This is a genomic window from Vreelandella sulfidaeris, from assembly GCF_042429665.1.
Classification (GTDB): Bacteria; Pseudomonadota; Gammaproteobacteria; order Pseudomonadales; family Halomonadaceae; genus Vreelandella.
The window spans coordinates 1,107,007-1,129,674 of record NZ_JBHMAC010000010.1 but is presented as its reverse complement, the minus strand read 5'-3'; the positions used below and the strand labels follow the sequence as shown (position 1 = coordinate 1,129,674).

The following is a 22,668-nucleotide window of genomic DNA, read 5'->3' as shown; positions in this document are numbered from 1 at the left end:
ATCCTTGTTGGTTAACGTATTTCTTGCCAGCGATACGGGCGGTAACGCCTTCAGCCCACCCTAAGCGCGCTGCCAGATAGGGACACCCTGGCGACGCAGCAATTCAGTCGTTTCAAACAGCGGGAGCCCTACGACGGCCGAGTGACTACCGTTAATATCTTTCACGAAGATAGCGGCTAAGCCTTGGATGGCGTAGCCACCGGCTTTGTCGACTGGCTCTCCGGTGCGCCAGTAGGCGGCAATTTCATCGGTGGTTATCTCACGCATGGTCACCTGAGTAGCCACACAACAAGCGAGCATCCCCTCTGGGCCACTAACCGCCACTGCCGTCAGCACCTCATGGCTACGACCTGAGAGCAGCCGCAGCATAAAAGCGCCCTCCTCGGCATCCATGGGTTTACCTAGAATACGCCCATCAACGACCACAGCGGTATCTGAACCGAGCGTTGGCAGCTCGGTAAATGGTGCGGCGGCCGCGGCTTTGGCTATCGCTAAACGTTGCACGTACGCACGGGCAGACTCATTGGCAAGCGGTGTCTCATCGATATCGCAGGGGTGCACGCTCACCGGCACGCCAATGGAAGCCAATAAGGTTCTTCTACGCGGCGAGGCGGACGCTAAGCACAAGACCGGCAGGAGTTCGCTCATGACGCCGCCATTCGACGTTCTAATGCTTGCAACAAGGTGGCAAGCCAGGGCCATAGTATGGCGCTGATCAGAGAGGGAATTAAAAACGCTAGATCGATTGAAAAATCACCTAGGATAGTACGCAACCACTGACCGAGGAGCTGTACCAGGCCCAGCAATACCAACACCAGCGCCGATTGTTGCACCAATGAGTAAGCGCGAAAACGGGGATACACCAAGGCACATAGAAATGCCAGCAGCGCATAAATCAATGCATGTTGCCCCAGCACGGTACCTTCGATTAAATCCATCAAGATACCCAGCACAAAACCGTGAAAAACGCCGACCCGGTCAGGTGTACGCATACACCAGTAAATCAGCATTAAGCCCAGCCATTCGGGACGATATACCTGCCAGCCATCAGCCAGCGGCATCACCTGCAGGCAGAGCGCCAACAAAAGGCTAAACCAAACAACCACTAGCGGAATCACTGGTGCGCGCGGCATCAAGGCACCTCTTGGGGTGAGGCAGTGGGTTCAGGTAACGCTTGGTCAGGTAGTGTCTCGTCAGGGCGCGAGAGTTGAAATGACGAGCGTAATGCCTGAGCCGAAATATCCAGCGTCTCATCCCAGGCGTTTTCGTCCACTTCCCGACGCGGCGGCGGAAACAGCAATAAGAAGTGTCGCGAACGCTGTAGCTGCGCCATCGGCTCCGCCGTGACGCGCGCAAAGGGCTGGCCCGGATCATGAAACACTTCAGACACGCGCGCGACCGGGTAACCTTGCGGAAAGCGCCCGGCCAAGCCTGATGTGGTTAACAAGTCACCCTCGCGAATGTCTGCAGTGTCAGGCACATACATCACGTTAACGCTGTTATAACGGCCAGCGCCCTGCACAATAAAGCGCAGCCCGTTACGGTTCAACTGGACCGGTAGCGCATGACTGGCATCGGCTAATAGCAATACGCGACTGGAGTAGGCCGACACGGCGGTAATTTGCCCCACCAAGCCGGAAGCATCAATCACTGGCTGGCCTACATAGGCACCGTTACGATGGCCACGGTTAACCACCATCTGATGGCTAAAGGGATCATTATCAAGTGACAGTAATTCCGCCGTGATATAGGGAATATCGCGGCGCTCAGAAGCCTTTAGCAAATCACGCAGCTCACTGTTTTCCGCCGTCAAATTGGCCATTCTCTGGCCGCGGTGAGAGAGAGTAAGAATTTGCTCGCGCAGGCGGCGATTTTCGTCCACCAATGCCTGTTGATCGGAGAGCGCAAGCGAGCCCCAATTCAGCAGGTCGCTAGGTACACTAACGACCCATTGAATAGGAGCAACGACCATCGACATTTGGGCGCGCACTTGCTCCATGCGTGTAAAACGCTGGTCAACAAACATCAATGCACTGGCAGCCAATACGCAAAAAAACAACCGATAACCCGGCAATGGCCCGTGCGAAAACAGCGGTTTAATAGGCAATCCCCCCGCAATTAACCGCTGCGATTAGTCGCTCGACAGCAACTCAAACGTATGCTGATCAATCATTTCCAGCGCTTTACCACCGCCGCGAGCAACACACGTCAGCGGATCTTCGGCCACAATGACAGGCAATCCCGTCTCTTCAGCGATGAGCTTATCCAAATCGCGTAACAAGGCACCACCACCGGTTAGTACCAAGCCTCGCTCAGCGATGTCGGACGCAAGCTCGGGCGGTGACTGCTCAAGTGCGCTTTTGATCGCGGCCACAATAGAACCCAAGGTTTCTTGTAACGCCTCCAGGGTTTCGTGGGAATTCAGCGTAAAGCTGCGGGGAATGCCTTCAGCTAAATTACGCCCACGTACGTCAATTTCGCGCAACTCGCCACCTGGATAAGCACAGCCTATCTCTTCTTTAATGCGCTCCGCTGTGGCTTCACCAATCAAACTGCCGTAGTGACGACGCACGTATGCGGTAATCGCCTCATCGAAACGATCACCACCGACACGAATTGATTCGGAGTAGACCACACCGTTGAGAGAAATGATCGCGATTTCAGTGGTACCACCACCGATATCCACCACCATTGAGCCCTGAGCTTCATCGACCGGCAAGCCTGCGCCAATCGCTGCCGCCATCGGCTCTTCAATCAAAAACACCTCACGGGCGCCAGCGCCTTCTGCCGACTCCCGAATCGCCCTGCGTTCCACTTGCGTTGACATGCAAGGCACGCACACCAGCACGCGCGGACTAGGGGTCAAAAAGGTGCTTTGATGAACTTTGCGAATAAAGTGCTGGAGCATCTGCTCGGTGACGGTGAAGTCGGCGATGACGCCATCTTTCATCGGTCGAATAGCGGTAATATTACCCGGCGTACGCCCAAGCATTCGCTTGGCATCGGTACCCACCGCCGCGACGCTACGCATATTGCCAGATTGGCGAATAGCAACCACGGACGGCTCATCAAGCACGATACCGCGACCGCGTACATAAATCAGTGTGTTGGCCGTACCCAGATCGATCGATAAATCGCTGGAAAACAGCCCCCTTAAACGTTTAAACATGGATGTTGTTACCTAGTGCAGACCGGGAACCTGTGCGGATGCAAACGGTATCACTGCAACCCCTTGGCAGCAAGCACGAGTCGTCTCTAATACTGCCCGTCAGGGTCAAGATGTGGTACCTTTTACGGCTATTTCCACGTCTGCTCCACAAGACGCTTTTACTATCGGTATGTATACCGCCTAACGCCGATTACGTTCCATCACGTTTACGAGGAAATCTCGATCATGGCGCTTGAAGAATCTCATGTGCGCCGGGCCGCTCACCTAGCCCGACTCGCCGTCAGTGACGACCAAGCCAGCGGCTTTGTAGACGATCTTAGCCGGATTCTGGATATGGTCGACCAGCTACAAAGCATTGATACGGAAGGTGTAATGCCGCTATCGCACCCATTAGACGCGACCCAACGACTACGCGCTGATGAAGTGACTGAAAGTAACCAGCGAGATGAGTTTCAGCGCTGTGCTCCGGCAGTGGAAAACGGCCTGTATCTCGTTCCGCGCGTGGTTGAATAACCACCCATTGGGAATTTATCAGGCCGCCACGCTTGCCTCTTTTTTTCGCCCCTGAACGGAGCTTCCGGGTCATGTATGAGAAAACATTAACGCAACTCGCTGACGCCTTAAAAAACGGCGAGTTTTCAAGCCGCGAACTTACGGCTCACTATTTGCAGCGCATTGAAAAAGCAGACAGTAAGCTGAATAGTTTTATCAGCGTGACCGCTGAACAGGCGCTTAACCAAGCCGAAATAGCCGATAAAGAGCGAGCGGCGGGTAACACCGGGCTGTTAAAGGGCATTCCTTTAGCGCTGAAAGACATTTTTTGCACCCGCGGCGTTAAAACCAGCTGCGGCTCAAAAATGCTGGATAATTTTATCGCGCCTTACAATGCCACCGTGGTTGAAAAGCTGAACGCGGCGGGCACGATCAGTTTGGGTAAAACCAACATGGACGAGTTCGCCATGGGCTCTTCCAATGAAAACAGTTTCTATGGGCCCGTTAAAAACCCGTGGGATTTAACCGCGGTGCCCGGCGGGAGCTCTGGCGGCAGCGCAGCAGCCGTAGCGGCAGGTTTAGTACCCGCAGCCATGGGTACCGATACCGGTGGCTCTATTCGCCAGCCGGCAGCGTTCTGCGGCATTACCGGGCTAAAGCCCACCTATGGTCGAGTATCTCGTTTTGGCATCATTGCCTACGCCTCAAGCCTTGACCAAGCAGGCCCGATGGCACGCAGCGCAGAGGATTGCGCCCACCTGTTAGGCGTTATTGCCGGCCACGATGGGCGCGATTCGACCAGCGTAGCCCGTGGCGTACCAGACTACGTGGATGGCCTTAACGCCCCGCTTACCGGCCTTAAGATCGGCTTACCCAAAGAGTATTTTGGCGACGGCCTAGATCCAGAGGTCGAAAAGGCCGTCCGTGAAGCGGTAAAGGTTTACGAATCACTGGGCGCCACGGTGCGTGACGTCAGCCTGCCGCATACCCATTATGCGATTCCGGCTTACTACGTGATCGCCCCGGCGGAAGCCTCTTCCAACCTGTCGCGCTACGATGGCGTGCGCTTTGGCCACCGCTGCGACAACCCTAGTGATTTGATTGACCTGTATACACGTTCACGAGCCGAAGGCTTTGGAGAAGAGGTCAAGCGGCGTATTTTGATCGGCACGCATACGCTTTCCGAAGGCTTCTTTGACGCCTACTACACCAAAGCCCAGAAAGTGCGGCGCTTGATTCGCCAAGATTTTCTGGACGCTTTTGGTGACGTAGACGTACTAATGGGCCCGGCCTCGCCAACGTCCGCCTTTGACCTCGGCGCGAAAAAAGATCCGGTATCGATGTACCTGCAGGATATTTATACCATCGCGGTTAACCTGGCCGGCATTCCCGGCATTAGCGTACCGACTGGTTTTGTCGGCGGCCGTCCGGTAGGCCTGCAGATTCTGGGCACCCATTTTGCCGAAGCGCAGTTGCTTAACGTCGCTCATCAGTTTCAGCAAGCGACCGACTGGCATTTACAACGTCCTGCCTTTGCTGAGGAGTACGCCTAATGCAATGGGAAACCGTGATTGGGCTTGAAGTCCACGTTCAGCTCGCAACGCGCTCGAAAATTTTCTCTGGCGCCTCAACGGCGTTTGGCGCTGAGCCGAACACCCAGGCGTGTGCGGTCGATTTAGGCCTCCCCGGCACATTGCCGGTCCTTAATGAGCAGGCCGTCGAGATGGCCGTTCAGTTTGGCTTGGCGGTGCATGCCGATATCGCTGAAGTATCAGTATTCGACCGTAAAAACTACTTCTACCCTGACCTGCCGAAAGGGTATCAAACCAGCCAGATGTATCACCCCATCGTGGGTCCTGGCGAGGTTGAAATCACCCTTGAAGACGGCAGCACAAAGCGTATCCGCATTCACCATGCGCACCTTGAGGAAGATGCCGGTAAATCACTCCATGAAGATTTTCATGGCATGACCGGGATTGACTTGAACCGTGCGGGTACCCCGCTATTGGAAATCGTATCTGAACCCGATATGCGCAATGCTAAAGAGGCAGCAGCGTATCTCAAGGCGATTCACTCGATTGTCACCTACCTGGGCATTTCCGACGGCAATATGGCGGAAGGTTCCATGCGCTGCGACGTCAACGTGTCGGTGCGCCCCAAAGACCAGGAAGCATTTGGCACCCGGGCTGAAATCAAGAACGTCAACTCGTTCCGTTTCGTGGAACGCGCCATCGCGTTTGAAGTGGAGCGTCAGGTCGAGCTAATCGAAGACGGCGGTACCGTCGTTCAGGAAACCCGCCTGTTTGATCCCGAGCGCGATGAAACCCGCAGCATGCGCACCAAAGAAGAAGCTAACGATTATCGCTACTTCCCCTGCCCTGATCTGCTGCCGGTCGTGCTTGATCAAGCTTATCTGGATCATCTGCGCAGCCAGCTTCCCGAACTGCCAGCGGATAAACGCGAGCGCTTCCAGAACGAGCTGGGGCTGTCTGCTTACGATGCCAATGTCATCTCTGCCAGCCGTGATATGGCCGAGTTCTTTGAATCGGTATACCGCGAGTGCGGTGATGCCAAGCAGGCAGCCAACTGGGTTCAAGGCGAGCTTTCTGGCGCCCTTAATCGTGAAAATCTAAGCATCGCCAACAGCCCGATTTCAGCACGTCAACTTGGCGAGCTGATCAGCCGTGTACTGGACAACACCATTAACGGCAAAGCCGCCAAAGAGGTCTTCCAGGCGCTCTGGAATGGCCAGGGCGAATCCGCTGATGATGTCATTGAAGCTAAGGGGCTAAAGCAGGTAACCGACACCGGCGCCATTGAAGCGATGATCGATCAGGTGATCGCCGACAGTCCTGCCCAAGTTGCCCAGTACCGCGATTCAGAGCCGGAAAAACGCGGCAAGATGATCGGCTACTTTGTCGGTCAGGTGATGAAGGCGTCGCGTGGGACGGCCAACCCCCAGCAGGTAAACGGGGTGCTCAAGGCGAAACTGGACGCTCTGCTGTAACAACAGTGTTGATCTGAACGTGTCTAACGACTAACGGCTGCCTCGGCAGCCGTTTTTTTACCCCACCTGGCTGGGCTGGGTAAACCCCGTTAGCCTGGCACACCCTGCAGCCCATACGTCAGCCTCAAGCTCTGCAATGGCGGCCGTAGGGAAACCAAGGCCCTGAGCAGCGCTGCCTTCTACCAGTAACCCAGCAAGCTCGCCAACTAAAGGCATATGGCTGACCAGCATAAGCGGAACGTTTTCAGGCTCACTCATCAACCAATCGCTCACCCCGCAAGGAGCATCGTCAGGGGTAATAATCTCCAGCGTTTCAAGCGATGCCTCCAGTTCATCACACAGCAACTGCGCTGTTTGCTGCGCCCGGACGTAGGGGCTGGCATAAAATCGTGGCATGGGCAGTTCGCCATTAGCTACCCGTTCGGCCAGCCAGCGCGCCATTCGCGTCACTTCCTGCTTGCCGCGTGCCGTTAACCGACGCGTATGATCGGGATGCCCTGGTGCCGCTTCGCCGTGGCGCATGATCAACACCTTAGCCATGCCCGTCTCCTTTGGTGTGTTGGGTTGAATCGTGAGCCGCCGGCTTTTGCAAAGCGGGATCACGATGGGCCTGCTGGACGGCTTCACGAGATAAAATGAACTCTACGTCACTACTCTGCTCTCCCATCATCAGCGTGCGCGCCATATCCTGCGCCGGTACGCCATCAAACAGCACATGTTTAAGCCCTTCAGCCAACGGCATATACACGCCCATGTCGCTAGCCTTGGCACATACCAGTTTAACGGTATTGACGCCTTCTGCGACTTGGCCAAGCGAATCGACGGCCTCTTCAAGCGTGCGCCCCTCTCCAATGGCATAACCCACACGGTAATTACGCGACAGGTTAGATGAACAGGTAACGATCAAGTCGCCAACGCCCGCCAAGCCCAAAAACGTCATGGGATTCGCCCCTTGGGCGACCGCGAAGCGGCTCATTTCAGCAAGGGCGCGGGTCATCAGCATGCTGCGGGTGTTTTCACCCATGCCCAGCGCCGCCGCCATGCCCGCGGCAATGGCATAAATATTCTTTAGTGCGCCACCTAGCTCGACACCATGACGGTCATCACTGGCGTAGACACGAAAGTAACGACAGCCTAACGCCTGCTGAACCCGAGTACGCGTTAGTGGATCAGCGCTGGCAATCACGGTGGCGGTTAGCTGTTTATCGGCAATTTCTGACGCCAGGTTTGGCCCCGCAATCACCCCAATATGAGTAAAACCTGTTTCCTGCTCAAGCACTTGGCTCATCAGCAAAAAGCCGTCTTGCTCAATGCCTTTCGTGGTACTTACCAATATTTGATCGGGCGTCAACCAGGCTTTAGCGAGCTGCACCACGCTACGAAAAGCCTTGGATGGAATGGCAATCAACACCAACGCTGCATCGGCCAATACGGTTTGAAGGTCAGTGGAGGCTTGGACGGCTGGGTTCATCGCGTAATGCGGTAGGTAGCGTCCGTTACAATGCTCTTGATTTATTTGTGCCACCAGGGTTTCGTCACGCATCCACTGGCGAACGTGAGCGCCGTTATCGGCGGCAATGCTCGCCAGCGCCGTACCAAAACTTCCGCCACCCAACACCGCTACGTTGATGGGTGCGGTGACATTGATTTGCTGCTCAGCCATGATGATGTCCTAGTAAGTCTTGCAGAGCGTAGACAACCACTTTATCAAAACCAGCATCTCAATACAGGCGGCCCGCTGGGGGTAACCAACGGGCCGGGAGGGTAATACTGACAGTGATAATGTCTTAGCGCGAACCAGTCAACTAGGCGGTCAACACGCTATTCAGACGTTTCACATAGGCAGCAGGATCATCTAAATGGCCACCTTCGGCAATGATGGCTTGGTCCAGCAGTATGTAGGAGAGCTGAGTGAACAGATCGCCATCCGCACCTTCCAAACGCTCGACCAACGCATGGCTGGGATTGAGTTCAAGAATGGGCTTCACCTCAGGCAACGGCTGACCGGCGGCTTCCATAATCCGACGCATCTGATAGCCCATTTCATGCTCAGGCAGCACCACACAAGCAGGCGAGTCGGTCAGGCGATGGGTTATTTTCACTTCCTGAACCCCTTCACCAAGCGCTTCTTTCACGCGCTTAACCAGCTCTTCCTTGGCTTTTGCGGTCTCTTCCTGAGCTTTTTTCTCATCGGCATCTTCGACATCTCCCAAGTCCAGCTCGCCTTTGGCGACATCGGCAAATGATTTGCCGTCGAACTCGGTCAGGTGGCTCATGAGCCAATCATCAATGCGGTCCGACAGCAGCAGCACTTCGATACCTTTCTTGCGGAAGATCTCAAGATGCGGGCTGTTCTTAGCCGCATTGAAACTATCCGCCACCACATAATAAATCTTCTGCTGGCCCTCTTTCATGCGCGCTACGTAGTCTGCCAACGCATGCTCTTGGGCCGCAGTATCGGTATGGGTGGAGGCAAAACGCAGCAAACCAGCAATTTTTTCGCGGTTGGACGGATCCTCACCCGGGCCCTCTTTCAACACGCTACCAAACGTATTCCAGAAGGTTTGATACTGCTCGCTATCCTTGGTGAGTTTTTTCAGCATGTCCAAGCCGCGCTTGGTGAGCGCCGCTTTGATTTTATCGACGTTGGGATCCTGCTGAAGCAGTTCCCGCGATACGTTCAACGACAGCTCGCGGGTGTCCAGCACGCCTTTAATAAAGCGTAGATAGAGCGGCAGAAACTGTTCTGCGTCATCCATGATAAAGACACGCTGAACGTAGAGTTTTACCCCACGCGCACCGTCACGGTCGAACATATCAAAGGGGGCACGCCCAGGCACATATAGCAGGCTAGTGTATTCAAGCTTGCCCTCGACCTTGTTGTGACTCCAGGTTAGCGGGTCAGAAAAATCGTGGGCCACATGCTTGTAGAACGCTTTATACTCATCATCGGACACTTCGCTCTTGGGGCGTGACCAAAGCGCCGTGGCTTCGTTAACGGTTTCCCAGGTAGTGACTTCACTACCTTCAATGCTATTGCCCTCATCGTCTTTTGCCGTTTCCGTCTTAGGCATACGCACGGGCACTTCGATATGATCCGAGTACTTGCGTACTAATCCCTGCAAACGGTAGTCATCGGCAAACTCGTTGGCATCCTCTTTTAGATGCAGGGTAATTTCGGTACCGTGCTGGGCAAGCTCAATATCGGCAACGGTAAACTCGCCTTCCCCTTTCGAGCGCCACTCAACGCCCTCAGCGGCATCGGTTCCCGCTTTACGCGTACGTACCGCCATCTCATCAGCAACGATGAACCCGGAATAAAAGCCCACACCAAATTGACCGATCAACTTGGCGTCTTTCTGCTGTTCACCAGAAAGCTGCTTGAGAAACTCGGCTGTACCAGAGCGGGCGATGGTGCCCAAGTTGGCAATCACGTCTTCCCGGTTCATGCCCACACCGTTATCACGCAAGGTAATGGTATTGGCTTCCCGGTCGTGCTCAATTTCAATGCGCAGTTCGCTGTCGCCTTCGTAGAGGGCGTCATTATCGAGCGCAGCATAGCGAAGTTTATCGCACGCATCGGCGGCATTAGAGATAAGCTCGCGTAAGAATATCTCTCTGTTAGAGTACAGAGAGTGAATCATCAAATTCAGTAATTGCTTAACTTCCGTTTGAAAGCCAAGAGTTTCTTCATGAGTAGCAGTCGTCATGCGCTTAGCCCTTCGTATGGATCACATTGAGACAAGTGCCCCTGCAGCGCAGCAGAGGCGAATCTGGTTTCATGAACCTGATATGGGGATAAGCAGCTATTTTTCAAGCAGGTGGGCGTTATGAAAACATCATGTCGGGGTCGTTATTTTTCCATATCCGATACTCTTCCAGGCGCTGGTCAATACGGTTTAGCAGCCAACCGACAATCAACACATCATCGATCACACCGATCAACATCAGAAAATCGGGCACCAGATCGAAGGGCATGACCAAATAGGCGAGCGCCAACGCCATCATGCCAAATGCCGACCATGGTATGGGGCGGAAATCACCACGAATCACGTCACGGGTCATGGGGAAAAACAGCTTTAAAGCACGCGCAATGCGTTTTGTCGCCCAAACGCGGGATTTGAGTCGACGCAGCAATCTCCAAGGAGATAATAATGCCATCGTAATTGAATCCTCCTAATGAATGAGCAGTCAGATCGTGACGGCTAGCATTGGTTCAGTATAGTAGTTACTCCGCAACACGCATGGTCGGCTCGCCGAAGCTACCTAACGTTATATCGATAGAGAGAGAGCAGCATGTTGGTTTTGCCATTTCGCCATTCCGCTCGTGCACTAGGCACAGCACTGCTGGGCACAGCACTGCTGGCTGGGTTACCCGCGCTTTCATGGGCCGCTTCCGACAGTGAGTTACGCGAGGCTCTCGAGGCGGCCAGGGAGCAGCAGTGGGAACGCGTTGACGAACGCTCGATTGGTGATCACCCGTTGTATGGGTACGTTGAGTACCACCGCTTGAAAGGGCAACTGCCCAACGCCTCAGCGGATCAAGTTCAACGCTTTATTGCCCAGTATGCCGACTCCCCTCTCGCTGGATGGATGCGCGGTCAGGCGATTGCCCACTATGGCCATGCGGGGCGCTACAGTGACCTGCTCGCGGTCGCCGATGGCGAACCAGCGGGAACCGCTCGGCAGTGCTACTACTACTCAGCGCTGCTGGCGACTAACCCCCAGCAGGCAAACCAGGCAGGTTTGAATTTATGGCGCGTAGGCAAATCACAACCTAACGCATGTGACCCCTTTTTTGAGCGCTTACGGGCTAACGGCACAATCGATGCCAAGGCAATCTGGGAGCGCAAGATGCTCGCTTGGCAGGCAGGCGAAACACGTCTTTCAAGCTATCTTGGCGGCTTGCTAAACGGCCAATGGCAAACGGCACTGGCTAGTGCTGATAGTGTTGTTCAGCGCAGCGGCGCGATTACTCAGATTGCCTCCTGCCTTGGCCCTGAGTGTGCCGCCACCGCCAGTTTTTACCGTGCCGCCATGCAGCAATATACTCGCGAAGATACGCTGGCAGCCTTTACCGCCTGGCAGACGCTGTCACCGCGACTGAACCTGACCTCCAGCGAACGTCAGCCCATAGAAGAAGAACTGGCCTTTTATGCCCTGGTACGTGATGTACCGGGCACGCTTAGCTGGGTTGACAGCGTACTTCCCTCTCTCGATAGCGAGCGCGTGCTAGAGCTGCGCGTCCGTCATGCCCTGGCACAACGCGACTGGAATGGGGTGATTCACTGGATCGCTGAAATGCCCCCTGTTCAGCAGGAAAATAGCCGCTGGCAATATTGGCTAGGCCGCGCCAACGCGCAGCTTGGCAACCACCAGGCCGCCGAAGCGCGCTATCAGCAGGCCGCCTTGGATCGTAGTTTTTATGGCTTTGCAGCATCAGAAAAATTGGGCCAACCCTATCAGCTGAATCTTGAACGCAATCACTTTGATGAAGCATCGCGTCAACGTATTGCGCAGCTGCCCGCGGTAGTGCGCACCGAGGCGCTGCTACGTATAGGGGAAGCGGGACTTGCCAACAGCGAGTGGCTGCATGCCGTGCAGAGCGGCGGTCCCGCACAAGCGCGAGCACTGGCCGACTACGCCGACCATCAGCAATGGCATGCACGCTTGGTGCAAACCACCATTGCTGGCGAATTGTGGGATGCGCTTGATTGGCGTTTTCCTGAGGCGTATCGCGACAGTTTTCAACATTGGGGTCGCCAAACCGGTGTCGATCCTTACTTGCTGATGGCGATTAGTCGGCGTGAAAGCGCGTATAACCCTAACGCCCTTTCACCCGCTGGTGCGAGAGGACTGATGCAGCTAATGCCAGGTACCGCCAGCCAAGTCAGCCGCGAACTGGGTATTAGCGATCCTGGCGCCTACGGCGTACTGGATCCAGAACTTAATATTCGACTCGGCAGTACTTACCTACGAGACAAGCTGCAGCGTTACCAGGGCAATCGCCTTGCGGCGGCGGCGGCCTATAATGCGGGGCCCGGCCGGGTCGATCAATGGCTGGGGAATGGGGTAGAAGCGTTTGATCTCTTCGTGGAGAGCATCCCCTATCGAGAAACCCGCGATTATGTGCAGGCGGTGCTTAGCTATCGGGTGATTTTTGAAAGCCTTGCCAATGGCGGCAATAGCGACGGCGTTTCGTTGCTTAGCGACAGTGAACAGCAGGTAAGCTACGACCGCGCACTGCTCGCCCGACGATAGCTAACATCTTTGTGTTTCTCACACAGCGTCCGGTTTATACCGGACGCTGAGTGAGCGCCAGGCGAATCCCAAACACCACCAATACGCTGCCGGTCGCGGCGTTCAATACCTGAGCAAAGCGAGCATTGGCTAACCACTTACCCGCACTCCCGACCATGAGCACTACGCTAATTTGCCATATATTAGCGATGATAAAGTGCACCCCCGCCAGCCATAGTGATTTCAACAAAGCAGGATCGCCAGGGGCAATGAACTGAGGCAAAAAGGCCATATAGAACACCACTGTCTTAGGGTTCAATACATTGGATAAAAAGCCCTCCTTGACCGGCTGCCAGCGCGACACAGCAGGCAAGCGTTTGGTTACGCTACCTACGGGAAGCCCCTCCCCACGGCGCGCTGCCAGTAAACTGGTTACCCCTAACCAGATTAAATAGCCCGCCCCGACCAGCTTCAACATATGAAATGCCCAGGCTGATTGCAGTAGGATCAACGAGATGCCAAGCGCAGAAATAGTGGCATGGATAAATAACCCACAACAGATAGCAACACTGGTCGTAATGCCATCGCGAACGCCTCCGCGCGCAGTATTTCTAATCACTAGCAAGGTATCCACGCCAGGACTGATAGTGAGTAGAGTGATGGCTAATAAAAAGGAAACAAACTGCGCATCAATAAAACCTAACTGCATCATCGTTCATTGCTCGCAACAAAATAGAAAATCTTAGGAATGTCGCTGGACGACAGCCGTGTTTACATCTAGAGTGATTATAGCGGGTGGACAATTGAGTTGCCCGTTTGATTACTAAGCACGTTAAGGAAATAGAAAATGGCAACTGGCACAGTTAAGTGGTTCAACGATACTAAAGGCTTCGGCTTCATCTCTCCTGATGACGGCGGAGACGATCTGTTCGCCCACTTCTCCGAAATTCAAGCTGAAGGCTTCAAGACCCTGCAAGACGGTCAAAAAGTCAGCTTTGAAGTGACTCAGGGTAAAAAAGGCCTTCAGGCTTCCAACATCCGCCCAGCTTAATTGCTAACGGATGGACAAAGGCCCGCTAACGCGGGCCTTTTTTATTGTGCTAATGAACGTCTCGACGAAGAGACCTTATTAATTACTCTCGCTACTCGTACCTGTTTGCTGACGGCTCTCTTCTTCCGTCATCTGTTCTTCTGTCATCGGCTCATCTGCCATCTGACTATCTTGGGCTTCTTGATCCCCTTCACGGTCAGCGCTTTCACTACTCTCTATCTCTCCTGGCTCAACCGCCGGGCCGCGTTCGGCTTCTCGATTCTCTAACTCTTGAAACTGCTCTTCCAGGCGTTGTTGGGCTTCTTCAAAACGACGTTCGGTGTCTTCAATTAAGCTCTCGACATCGGTTGCCTCACGATCATCCTGCAATGGAGTCCGCTCGGGCACACGACTGCTCTCGCTGTCCCAACTAGGTGAGATAGCGTCACTCTCCATAGGCTCTAATTCGGTCGACTGCTGCTCAACCTCTTGAAACTGCTCTTCCAGACGCTGTTCAGCCTCTTCAAAACGGCGTTCCGTTTCGGCAATTATCTCATCCACATCGGACCGAGTCGCTTCACCCGGCATCGCACTCTCTTCATCGAGTACATCATCAGGGTCTGCCGCCAGTGACTCTTCGTCGGCTACCAACGCTTCTTGCGACTCGCCATTATCGCTTTGCTCTTCATCGACAGAGCTTGCTTCGTCTGACGTGGCTTGAGGGGCGTCGCTAGAAGCCACTCCACTGTCGCCTTCCTCCGCCACCGTGCCTTCTTGCACCGCAGCGGTATTGTCTTCCTCGGGCTCCGCCACGCTGGGCTCTTCCTGAGAATCACCGCATGCACTTAACAGTAGTGCCACAGCGGCTAATGCGGGTAACCACACTCGATTTGCCATTTAATCCTTCTCCTTAAAAGCGTAAAAGTAACGAACAAGCTTGAGCCACGGCGCTATTGCCGATGGGATGAAGACAGCAGCGGACACTCATCGGGTAGCAGTACACGCAACGCGAGGGGAACCACCTCTGCGCAGAAGTGATTATAAAAACGTGCTTCGCCATCCAGGGTCAGCGGCCAAGGCTCATCGTCTGACTGTGTGGTCAACGTCAGACGCGTCGTGGTGAAATAACGCACAAACTTGCCGTCGTAAGGAAAACTTTGCAGCTCTTTTATAAGCTTGGTCAGCTCTGTTACTGACGTAAAGTCTTTCACCAACAGTACATCCAAACAGCCATCGTCGAGTTTTGCACGCGGGCCTAACACCTGACCACCGCCCGATTGACGACCATTGCCTAGCGCCAGCAACAGTAGAGAGGCCTCTTCTTGTTTTTCATCCCAAGAAAGCGTGCCGCGATAACTGCGATGCCGCCATGCCTTTAGCGCGCCCATCAACGAGTACGCTCCTCCACCCAGCAATCGCTTGAGCGTTTTGGGCGTCGTTGACGTCACCTCAGCACCAAACCCCCCAGTCGTCATGTTGAGGTAATAGCTGGTGGATGACTCATCACGCTCGCCTGCCGTTACCCGTACGACATCAATAGGATAGGCATTGAGTGTTCGCAGTGTGGCTAAAGCAGGCTCTGGCTCAAGCGGCAACCCGACGGAGGTAGCAAAATCATTGGCGCTGCCTAACGGCACAATTCCCATTGCCGGGCGCTGATCATGAGGCAACCGCATCAAGCCATTCATGACTTCACTAACGGTGCCATCACCGCCGCAGGCAATCACATGCGTGATGCCCATGGCGACTGATTGCTCTGCTAAATCGGCAGCGTCCCCCCCTTCCCAGGTAGAACGAACCGTAATATGCATCCCTGCCTTTCGTTGCTCATTGACTGCGTCACGCAAAGCTGGGTTACCAGCCGATTTACCGTTGATAATGAGTAAAAAGTGTTGCTGTGAGTCTGTCACCGGTGTTTTCCTTTCCTTGGTTAACAACTAATGCTGACGGCTGATCCAAGCGCTATTCCAAGGACTAGGCCAGTGCTTTTTCGACCACCTCGTATACGTTTGAGGATAACGGCTGTTGCTTAATCCGCTCAAGCTCACTGCGCATTAATGCTTGGCGAGTTTCATCAAACCGCTGCCAACGCGTTAGCGGCGTAACAAGCCGCGCGGCAATGTCTGGATTGAGCAGGTTAAGTTTAATCACCACATCGGCCAGCAATTGGTAACCTTGACCATCCAGCCGGTGGAAATTTATCCGATTTTGCGCAAACGCTCCAAAGAGCGCACGAACTTTGTTGGGATTTTTCAGTGAAAACGCAGGATGCTGCATCAAGTACTTCACGCGATCAAGCACATCCGACTGAGGGCGCGATACCTGGATAGTAAACCACTGATCCATTACCAGAGGATCATGGGCCCATTTTTCACCAAACGATTTTAAAGCAGGCGTTGCCAGATCATCACGGTCGCTATGCACCAGCAACGTTAGCGCTTGGCGCACATCGGTCATATTGTGATCTGCTGCAAACTGCGCTTCACACAAGGCCAGCCCCTGCTCATCTTCAATCGACATTAGATAGGAGAGGGCCACATTCTTCAGGCTACGCTGGGCAATTTGCTCTGGCGTAGGCGCATACGCTTCCTCTGTCGTATTGGCGTCATACACCTCGACAAACGCATCGCGCAAGGCGATAGCCAGCGATTGGCGTACAAATTCACGCGCAGCATGAATGGCGTCCACATCCACAATAGGCTGCTGTTCGGCAATATACGCCTCTGAAGGCAGCGTCAACATCTCCGCCAATACAGCCTTATCATTCATAGGGCCGGTCAGCAGTGCTTTAAATGCCTCCACCACGCGGTTATCCATGACTTTTTCAACGCCGTTGCGGTGGGCCGCTATCAAGTCATCCAACGCCAGGAGCGCCAGCCGCTGGCCCGCATCCCATCGGTTAAAGCCATCACTGTCATGGGTTAACAAGAAAGCAAGATCTTCCCTCGAATAGGGGTAATGCAGCTTTACCGGGGCGGAAAACGCCCGTAGCAATGAAGGAACGGGCGCCTCGGCAACATCCGTAAAGACAAACGTCTGCTCATACTCACGAAGGTGAATGACGGCGTCTTTGCCGATTTTTTCCCCATCAAGCGTTAGGGTGAGATCCTGACCCGATTTGGTGCCTACCAAGCCCATTCGAACCGGAATATGTAGCGGTAGCTTTTCTGGCTGCCCAGGGGTGGCCGGTGTACGCTGACGCAACGTTAAGTGATATTCACCATGGACGTAATCATACTCACCGTGGGCATCGATTTCCGGCGTCCCTGCTTGAGAGTACCAGCGCATAAACTGGCTAAAGTCTTCGCCGGAGGCTTCCGCCATACAGGCGACGAAGTCTTCAATGGTCACGGCCTGACCGTCAAACCGTGCAAAGTAGAGATCCGAGCCACGCCTAAAGCTCTCCTCGCCTACCAAATTACGCAGCATGCGAACAATTTCCGCGCCCTTTTCATAAATGGTCAGGGTGTAGAAATTGGTAATTTCAATGAAATGGTCAGGGCGCACAGGGTGTGCCGTCGGCCCCGCATCTTCAGCAAACTGTGCGGTACGGAAAAAAGACACATCCTGAATTCGCTTAACGGGGGCTGAGTTGGTATCCGCCGAGAAGCACTGGTCGCGAAAGACCGTAAAACCTTCTTTTAGCGAGAGCTGGAACCAGTCACGACAGGTGACCCGGTTACCCGACCAGTTATGAAAATATTCATGAGCAACGATGCCTTCAACGTTTTGAAATGCTGCATCGGTCGCTGTGTGAGGATGGGTTAAGACCGCCGCCGAATTGAAAATATTGAGGCCTTTGTTCTCCATCGCCCCCATGTTGAAGTCATTGACCGCCACAATCATGAACAGGTCAAGGTCATACTCGCGTCCGTATGACTGCTCGTCCCAGCGCATGGCTCGCTTTAGCGACGCCATGGCATGATCGGTTTTATCAAGATTCTCTTTTTCCACCCAAATCTGCAGAGTCACGTCGCGACCACTCATGGTGGTGAAGTGATCTTCCACGCTGTGCAGGTTACCTGCCACCAGGGCAAACAGGTAACTGGGTTTTGGATGTGGGTCTTCCCAGGTAGCAAAATGGCGACCGTCTTCCAGCTCCCCGCGCGCGGTAGGATTGCCGTTGGCTAGCAGTACCGGTTCACGCGCTTGATCGCCAATCACGGTGACGCTAAAGGTTGCCATCACATCGGGGCGATCAGGATAGAGGGTAATGCGACGAAAACCTTCCGCTTCGCACTGAGTACAATACATGCCGCTGGAGAGATAAAGCCCTTCCAAGGCCGTATTCTCCTGCGGAGAAATTTCTACCTCGCTCTCCAGCACGAACTGCTTCGGCACCTGGGCGATACGCAACCCTTTGGTATCGACGTGATAAGCCGCCTCGTCCAGCGGCGTTGCATCAATCGCCAGGGAAATCAGATTTAAGTGTTCACCATTTAAAAACAGTGGCGCATCAGCCTCAGCCTCAGCGTGCCGCTCAATCACTAGGCGCGCTTTCACACGGGTCGCGGCGGGGTCAAGATCAAACGTCAGCTCGGTATGGGTTACCCGGTAGGCGGGCGGCTGGTAGTCGCTTAAGTAAACCGGCTGCGGATCAGACATAGTGCTTGGCTCCTGTATAAAACGATTATGTACATTATTAAAAACGAAGGTCGGAAAGCGCTACACAGTCATCAGTCGCGGAAATTATCAAACTGGAGTGGCAAATCCGGCCCCTCTTCGCCACGTAGCAGGGTCATCACACTCTGCAAGTCGTCGCGCTTCTTGCCGGTAACGCGCACCTTCTCACCTTGAATTTGCGCCTGTACTTTTAGCTTGCTGGCCTTGATGCGCTTAACCACATCTTTGGCTTCCGCCTGATCTAGCCCCTGCTTCAAAGCGACTTCCTGACGCGCTTTCACTCCTGAAAGTACCGGGTCTTGAACGTCCATACAGCGGGCGTCGATACCCCGGGCAATTAACCGGGCGCGCAGGACATCCAGCATTTGCTTGAGCTGAAAATCCACCTCTGCCTCTAACTGAACTTTATCGCCTTCAAGCGCAAAGCTAGCATCGACGCCTTTAAAATCAAAACGCGACTGGACTTCCCGATTTGCTTGATCAACCGCATTGGCGCCTTCGTGCTTATCGAATTCTGAAACAATATCAAATGAGGGCATGATGTAATTCCTGGCAAGATATGACCCCCTATTCTAGAGCAGCTAGCACCCAACCGGCCAATCCTGTTGGCTTTCTATTATTTTAATGCCGTCAATAATGAACCCATTGTTGAATTACGCAGGCAAATAGTTATACAACTATTATTCAACAGATCCCGCCAATGATATTAATTCGCTTGGCGTTAGCTTAAGCTAGCGTTAGCTACCGCACCATTGCACCAACGGCATATCTACCCGACGAAATAGACAGGAGAATCCATGAGTGACCGTGATACCCGTCATAAAGCCTCCATGCAGAAACTCAAAGCGCGGGTCGATGAAAAAGTGGCCAGTGCCGATGAGGAACGCGGCCTTATTATCGTTAACACCGGTAACGGTAAAGGCAAAACCACAGCCGCCTGGGGAACGGTCACCCGAGCCTTGGGCTATGGCTATAAAGTAGCCGTGGTACAGTTTATTAAGGGACTTTGGGAGTGTGGCGAACGCAATCGCCTTGAGGAGGATGCTAATTTAGAGGTCGCCATCATGGCCACTGGCTTTACCTGGGATACGCAAAATCGCCAAGCGGATACCGACGCCTGCCAAGCCGTCTGGAAAGAAGCCGAGCGCATGCTGGCCGACCCAGACACCTATCTCGTGGTACTCGACGAAATTACCTATATGCTTAAATTCGGCTATCTGGACATTGAAACCGTCAAGCAAGCCCTAGAGAACCGGCCAGCAGAACAGACGGTGATCATTACCGGACGTAATGCTCACCGCGAATTGGTCGCGATGGCTGACACCGTCACCGAGATGCAGGAGATCAGCCACGCTTTCAACAACGGCTTAAAAGCACGCCGCGGTATCGATTTTTAACATGCAAGCCGCGGTATCGATATTTAACATGCAAAAAGGGGCGATGCATCAATCGCCCCTTCTTTTCTTCACCCGCTACACATTAGCCATTCACCGACCGGTCATTTCCAGTGAGCTCAGCTAGCTGAAAGCGGTGTGAAAGTAGTGTTACTCATCAAACGGGTTGCGTAGCACGATGGTTTCCATGCGATCGGGACCCGTGGAAATGATATCGATGCTGGTGCCTACCTGCTCTTCAAGAAAGCTGATATAAGCGCGAGCGTTAGCGGGCAAATCTTCCACCTGCTTAGCCCCCAAGGTTGACTCTTTCCAGCCCGGCAGGTCTTGATATAGCGGCTCGACCGCTTCGTAGCCTTCTGAATCAACGGGATTATCCAGCACATCGCCATCTTTGCTACGATAGCCAACGCATACACGGATATTCTCTAACCCATCCAGCACATCCAGCTTGGTCAAGCAGATACCGGACACCGAGTTGATCTGCACCGCATGACGCAATGCGACGGCGTCGAACCAACCACAGCGGCGAGCACGCCCGGTCGTGGCACCAAACTCATGACCACGCTCGGCCAGGTGGCGGCCATCAACATCAAAGAGTTCGGTCGGAAACGGCCCCGAGCCTACCCGCGTGGTGTACGCCTTGGTAATGCCCAGCACGTAGTCCAAATAAAGCGGGCCAACACCTGAACCAGTGGCGGTGCCACCAGCAGTGGTATTGGAACTGGTAACGTAAGGATAAGTACCGTGATCAATATCGAGCAGCGAACCCTGGGCGCCTTCAAACAGGATATTCTCGCCCGCTTTACGTAGATCGTGCACCATGCTGACCGTGTCGCATACCATGGGACGTAGCTCTTCAGCCATCTGCATCGCGCTATCGAGCACTTCCTGGAAGTCGACCGCGGGCTCACCGTGGTAATTCACTAACACGAAGTTGTGGTAGTCGAGTACTTCGCCCAGTTTTGAAGCAAAACGCTCGCGGTGCAGCATATCACCCAAGCGCAGACCACGACGGGCAACTTTATCTTCATAAGCAGGACCAATGCCACGGCCGGTAGTACCAATTTTAGCGACACCCCGCGCTTTCTCACGGGCCTGATCCAGGCGCACGTGATAAGGCAGGATCAGCGGACAGGCAGGCGAAAGACGCAGACGCTCACGTACCGGCACGCCTTTAGCTTCAAGCTCACGGATCTCTTTGATCAACGCTTCAGGTGACAGCACGACGCCATTACCGATGACACAGCTTTTGCCTGGACGTAATACGCCGGAAGGAATCAGGTGGAGAACGGTTTTTTCACCATCTATAACCAGCGTGTGGCCAGCGTTATGACCGCCCTGAAAGCGCACTACGGCGGATGCCGACTCGGTCAGCAGGTCAACAATCTTGCCTTTGCCCTCATCACCCCACTGGGTGCCCAGCACTACGACATTCTTACCCATTTTGATCACTCGTCTCTTGTGTCAGGGCCGTTGCCTGCCAACGACCGTCGATAAGCTCAAGACGGCGGTCACAGTCGTGCTCCGCCGGCCCAGTGCGCTGTCCAGGCAGCGCTTGAATCACACGTTCTCCCTGCTCACGCAGCGCGACAACGGCGGCGTGGAGCGACTCATCCTGCTTAGCAGGCGACCAAATAGCGCCACGTCCTGACGAGGCTAGCGCCAACGATGCCAAATGCTTCAGGTCCATCGAGAAGCCGGTAGCAGGTCGAGCCCGGCCGAACGCGCGTCCGGTATCGTCGTAACGCCCGCCCTTGGCAACGGCATGTCCATAGCCCGGCACATAGGCAGCAAACATCATGCCCGTGTGGTACTGATAGCCACGCAGCTCGGCCAGATCAAAGTAGAGCGATACATCAAAGCGTGCCAGCACCCCTTGGTAGAGTGCCTCCAACTGATCCATAGCGGCCATCACCGAGGCTGGCGCGCCCGCAAATCGCTCTCGCGCCAAGCTTAATACGTCAGCGCCGCCATGCAATTCCCCTAACGCCAATAGCATGTCCGCTAACACAGGATCACTGACATTGGCGCTAACAAACTCGGCTAATTGAGTAGGTGATTTTAGCGCCAGCGCTTCAAACAGCACCTTCTCCTGCTCGTCGCTCAACGCTGCCGCCTCTACCAGGCTTCGGTAAATACCAATATGTCCCAGCGCCAAATGAATCTCATCAGCCCCGGCTGCTTTTAGACTAGCCAGCGCCAGGTGAATAATTTCACTGTCTGCCTCTAGACCGGCATGCCCAAAAAGCTCGGCACCCACCTGCACCGGGCTGCGTCCACCCTGATGCTGATCTGCCTTTGCCCTTAGCACGGTGGTGCAGTAGCAAAGGCGGACGGGCCCCTGGCGTTTGAGCGAATGCGCATCCATTCGCGCCACTTGCGGCGTAACATCGGCCGAAGCGCCCATCATACGACCGGTTAACTGGTCGGTCAGTTTGAAGGTCTGGAGGTCAAGATCGGTACCGGTGCCCGTTAACAGGGAGTCCAGAAACTCAACCGGCGGTGGCATTACCTGGTCATAGCCCCAGCAATGGTAAAGATCGAGCAGCGCACGGCGCAGCTCTTCCATGCGGCTTGCCTGAGGTGGGAGCACCTCATCCATGCCGTCGGGCAGTAGCCAGCGGTCAGCGATGGTCATGTGAACAATCCTGCGAGACGATGAAGGCCCAACCACTTTCATCAGCCATTACATTAATTCATTGATAGCTGT

21 protein-coding genes are annotated in these 22,668 nt (G+C 54.3%); 6 read left to right on the top strand and 15 right to left on the bottom strand.

The annotated features are described in order from the left end of the window. Window positions 1–60 precede the first annotated feature (60 nt). Genes ACFFLD_RS10085 through ACFFLD_RS10070 form a run of 4 tightly spaced genes read right to left on the bottom strand, consistent with a single transcriptional unit; the run spans window position 61 to window position 3,169 of the window. Complete coding sequence (locus ACFFLD_RS10085) at window positions 61–648, bottom strand: Maf family protein (protein ID WP_386039711.1); 588 nt, start codon at window positions 646–648, stop codon at window positions 61–63. After that, a complete protein-coding gene (gene mreD / locus ACFFLD_RS10080) occupies window positions 645–1,133 on the bottom strand; it encodes a rod shape-determining protein MreD (protein WP_386039709.1) in 489 nt (162 codons plus the stop codon). Before mreD ends, ACFFLD_RS10085 begins: the two co-directional genes overlap by 4 nt. Beyond that, on the bottom strand, window positions 1,133–2,107 hold the full coding sequence (gene mreC, locus ACFFLD_RS10075; RefSeq protein ID WP_386039707.1) for a rod shape-determining protein MreC: 975 nt from the start codon (window positions 2,105–2,107) through the stop codon (window positions 1,133–1,135). The genes mreD and mreC overlap by 1 nt, the downstream gene beginning before the upstream one ends. A gap of 24 nt (window positions 2,108–2,131) precedes the next feature. Beyond that, a complete protein-coding gene (locus ACFFLD_RS10070) occupies window positions 2,132–3,169 on the bottom strand; it encodes a rod shape-determining protein (RefSeq protein ID WP_007114671.1) in 1,038 nt (345 codons plus the stop codon). 225 nt (window positions 3,170–3,394) lie between these two features. Here ACFFLD_RS10070 and gatC point away from each other — a divergent pair, with 225 nt between their 5' ends. The 3 genes from gatC (at window position 3,395) to gatB (ending at window position 6,668) form a co-directional block, all read left to right on the top strand. Beyond that, window positions 3,395–3,682, top strand: coding sequence for an Asp-tRNA(Asn)/Glu-tRNA(Gln) amidotransferase subunit GatC (gene gatC, locus ACFFLD_RS10065; RefSeq protein ID WP_386039704.1), 288 nt, complete (start codon window positions 3,395–3,397; stop codon window positions 3,680–3,682). A 71-nt stretch (window positions 3,683–3,753) separates the two neighbouring features. Continuing rightward, window positions 3,754–5,214: an Asp-tRNA(Asn)/Glu-tRNA(Gln) amidotransferase subunit GatA gene (gene gatA / locus ACFFLD_RS10060; RefSeq protein ID WP_386039702.1), complete on the top strand. Its 1,461-nt coding sequence runs from the start codon at window positions 3,754–3,756 to the stop codon at window positions 5,212–5,214. Beyond that, complete coding sequence (gene gatB, locus ACFFLD_RS10055; RefSeq protein WP_386039700.1) at window positions 5,214–6,668, top strand: Asp-tRNA(Asn)/Glu-tRNA(Gln) amidotransferase subunit GatB; 1,455 nt, start codon at window positions 5,214–5,216, stop codon at window positions 6,666–6,668. Before gatA ends, gatB begins: the two co-directional genes overlap by 1 nt. 57 nt (window positions 6,669–6,725) lie before the next feature. Here gatB and sixA read toward each other — a convergent pair whose 3' ends face one another. From sixA to ACFFLD_RS10035, 4 genes are all read right to left on the bottom strand, one after another. Beyond that, window positions 6,726–7,208: a phosphohistidine phosphatase SixA gene (sixA, locus tag ACFFLD_RS10050; RefSeq protein WP_386039698.1), complete on the bottom strand. Its 483-nt coding sequence runs from the start codon at window positions 7,206–7,208 to the stop codon at window positions 6,726–6,728. Continuing rightward, window positions 7,201–8,331 carry an NAD(P)H-dependent glycerol-3-phosphate dehydrogenase gene (locus tag ACFFLD_RS10045; RefSeq protein ID WP_386039696.1) on the bottom strand — a complete coding sequence of 377 codons (1,131 nt, stop codon included), beginning with the start codon at window positions 8,329–8,331 and terminating at the stop codon, window positions 7,201–7,203. Before ACFFLD_RS10045 ends, sixA begins: the two co-directional genes overlap by 8 nt. 142 nt (window positions 8,332–8,473) lie before the next feature. Beyond that, entirely contained in the window at window positions 8,474–10,378 is a 1,905-nt protein-coding gene (htpG, locus tag ACFFLD_RS10040; RefSeq protein ID WP_386039693.1) for a molecular chaperone HtpG, read from the bottom strand. 118 nt (window positions 10,379–10,496) lie between these two features. Next, complete coding sequence (locus ACFFLD_RS10035) at window positions 10,497–10,829, bottom strand: YkvA family protein (protein ID WP_386039691.1); 333 nt, start codon at window positions 10,827–10,829, stop codon at window positions 10,497–10,499. Window positions 10,830–10,964: 135 nt separating this feature from the next. On the opposite strand from ACFFLD_RS10035, the gene ACFFLD_RS10030 reads away from it, so the two are divergent. Next, window positions 10,965–12,929: a transglycosylase SLT domain-containing protein gene (locus tag ACFFLD_RS10030; RefSeq protein WP_386039688.1), complete on the top strand. Its 1,965-nt coding sequence runs from the start codon at window positions 10,965–10,967 to the stop codon at window positions 12,927–12,929. Between the two features lie 34 nt (window positions 12,930–12,963). On the opposite strand, the gene ACFFLD_RS10025 is transcribed toward ACFFLD_RS10030, so the two are convergent. Next, complete coding sequence (locus tag ACFFLD_RS10025; RefSeq protein WP_386039686.1) at window positions 12,964–13,620, bottom strand: LysE family translocator; 657 nt, start codon at window positions 13,618–13,620, stop codon at window positions 12,964–12,966. A 135-nt stretch (window positions 13,621–13,755) separates the two neighbouring features. Between ACFFLD_RS10025 and ACFFLD_RS10020 the strand changes: the two genes are divergently transcribed. Beyond that, window positions 13,756–13,959 carry a cold-shock protein gene (locus ACFFLD_RS10020; RefSeq protein WP_007114660.1) on the top strand — a complete coding sequence of 68 codons (204 nt, stop codon included), beginning with the start codon at window positions 13,756–13,758 and terminating at the stop codon, window positions 13,957–13,959. Window positions 13,960–14,037: 78 nt separating this feature from the next. Here ACFFLD_RS10020 and ACFFLD_RS10015 read toward each other — a convergent pair whose 3' ends face one another. The 4 genes from ACFFLD_RS10015 to ACFFLD_RS10000 all read right to left on the bottom strand — a co-directional run bounded on the left by ACFFLD_RS10015 (window position 14,038) and on the right by ACFFLD_RS10000 (window position 19,100). After that, complete coding sequence (locus tag ACFFLD_RS10015) at window positions 14,038–14,835, bottom strand: hypothetical protein (protein ID WP_386039683.1); 798 nt, start codon at window positions 14,833–14,835, stop codon at window positions 14,038–14,040. A 53-nt stretch (window positions 14,836–14,888) separates the two neighbouring features. After that, window positions 14,889–15,848 (bottom strand): lipid kinase YegS, encoded by a 960-nt coding sequence (gene yegS / locus ACFFLD_RS10010; RefSeq protein ID WP_386039681.1) that lies wholly within the window; start codon window positions 15,846–15,848, stop codon window positions 14,889–14,891. A 64-nt stretch (window positions 15,849–15,912) separates the two neighbouring features. After that, the gene (gene pepN, locus ACFFLD_RS10005) at window positions 15,913–18,543 is read right to left on the bottom strand and encodes an aminopeptidase N (protein WP_386039679.1); all 2,631 of its coding nucleotides are present in this window, start codon (window positions 18,541–18,543) and stop codon (window positions 15,913–15,915) included. A gap of 71 nt (window positions 18,544–18,614) precedes the next feature. Beyond that, window positions 18,615–19,100, bottom strand: a complete 486-nt coding sequence (locus tag ACFFLD_RS10000) for a YajQ family cyclic di-GMP-binding protein (RefSeq protein ID WP_386039677.1) — start codon at window positions 19,098–19,100, stop codon at window positions 18,615–18,617. A 258-nt stretch (window positions 19,101–19,358) separates the two neighbouring features. On the opposite strand from ACFFLD_RS10000, the gene cobO reads away from it, so the two are divergent. After that, window positions 19,359–19,958 carry a cob(I)yrinic acid a,c-diamide adenosyltransferase gene (cobO, locus tag ACFFLD_RS09995; protein ID WP_386039675.1) on the top strand — a complete coding sequence of 200 codons (600 nt, stop codon included), beginning with the start codon at window positions 19,359–19,361 and terminating at the stop codon, window positions 19,956–19,958. A gap of 147 nt (window positions 19,959–20,105) precedes the next feature. Here the strand turns inward: cobO and ACFFLD_RS09990 are convergent, their stop codons facing one another. Together ACFFLD_RS09990 and ACFFLD_RS09985 are read right to left on the bottom strand one after the other, a co-directional pair. Continuing rightward, entirely contained in the window at window positions 20,106–21,401 is a 1,296-nt protein-coding gene (locus ACFFLD_RS09990; protein ID WP_386039673.1) for an adenylosuccinate synthase, read from the bottom strand. Then, window positions 21,394–22,596, bottom strand: coding sequence for an ATP phosphoribosyltransferase regulatory subunit (locus tag ACFFLD_RS09985; RefSeq protein ID WP_386039672.1), 1,203 nt, complete (start codon window positions 22,594–22,596; stop codon window positions 21,394–21,396). Before ACFFLD_RS09985 ends, ACFFLD_RS09990 begins: the two co-directional genes overlap by 8 nt. Between the last annotated feature and the right edge of the window lie 72 nt (window positions 22,597–22,668).

Excerpts from the sequence above, each read along its gene's own strand:
- gatB (WP_386039700.1), top strand. The coding sequence starts at position 5,214 with ATGCAATGGGAAACCGTGATTGGGCTTGAAGTCCACGTTCAGCTCGCA.
- ACFFLD_RS10000 (WP_386039677.1), bottom strand. The coding sequence starts at position 19,100 with ATGCCCTCATTTGATATTGTTTCAGAATTCGATAAGCACGAAGGCGCC.
- ACFFLD_RS10025 (WP_386039686.1), bottom strand. The coding sequence starts at position 13,620 with ATGATGCAGTTAGGTTTTATTGATGCGCAGTTTGTTTCCTTTTTATTA.
- ACFFLD_RS10035 (WP_386039691.1), bottom strand. The coding sequence starts at position 10,829 with ATGGCATTATTATCTCCTTGGAGATTGCTGCGTCGACTCAAATCCCGC.
- ACFFLD_RS10015 (WP_386039683.1), bottom strand. The coding sequence starts at position 14,835 with ATGGCAAATCGAGTGTGGTTACCCGCATTAGCCGCTGTGGCACTACTG.
- pepN (WP_386039679.1), bottom strand. The coding sequence starts at position 18,543 with ATGTCTGATCCGCAGCCGGTTTACTTAAGCGACTACCAGCCGCCCGCC.
- sixA (WP_386039698.1), bottom strand. The coding sequence starts at position 7,208 with ATGGCTAAGGTGTTGATCATGCGCCACGGCGAAGCGGCACCAGGGCAT.
- ACFFLD_RS10085 (WP_386039711.1), bottom strand. The coding sequence starts at position 648 with ATGAGCGAACTCCTGCCGGTCTTGTGCTTAGCGTCCGCCTCGCCGCGT.
- ACFFLD_RS10020 (WP_007114660.1), top strand. The coding sequence starts at position 13,756 with ATGGCAACTGGCACAGTTAAGTGGTTCAACGATACTAAAGGCTTCGGC.
- ACFFLD_RS10045 (WP_386039696.1), bottom strand. The coding sequence starts at position 8,331 with ATGGCTGAGCAGCAAATCAATGTCACCGCACCCATCAACGTAGCGGTG.
- cobO (WP_386039675.1), top strand. The coding sequence starts at position 19,359 with ATGAGTGACCGTGATACCCGTCATAAAGCCTCCATGCAGAAACTCAAA.
- mreD (WP_386039709.1), bottom strand. The coding sequence starts at position 1,133 with ATGCCGCGCGCACCAGTGATTCCGCTAGTGGTTGTTTGGTTTAGCCTT.
- ACFFLD_RS10070 (WP_007114671.1), bottom strand. The coding sequence starts at position 3,169 with ATGTTTAAACGTTTAAGGGGGCTGTTTTCCAGCGATTTATCGATCGAT.
- htpG (WP_386039693.1), bottom strand. The coding sequence starts at position 10,378 with ATGACGACTGCTACTCATGAAGAAACTCTTGGCTTTCAAACGGAAGTT.
- gatA (WP_386039702.1), top strand. The coding sequence starts at position 3,754 with ATGTATGAGAAAACATTAACGCAACTCGCTGACGCCTTAAAAAACGGC.
- ACFFLD_RS10030 (WP_386039688.1), top strand. The coding sequence starts at position 10,965 with ATGTTGGTTTTGCCATTTCGCCATTCCGCTCGTGCACTAGGCACAGCA.
- ACFFLD_RS09985 (WP_386039672.1), bottom strand. The coding sequence starts at position 22,596 with ATGACCATCGCTGACCGCTGGCTACTGCCCGACGGCATGGATGAGGTG.
- ACFFLD_RS09990 (WP_386039673.1), bottom strand. The coding sequence starts at position 21,401 with ATGGGTAAGAATGTCGTAGTGCTGGGCACCCAGTGGGGTGATGAGGGC.
- gatC (WP_386039704.1), top strand. The coding sequence starts at position 3,395 with ATGGCGCTTGAAGAATCTCATGTGCGCCGGGCCGCTCACCTAGCCCGA.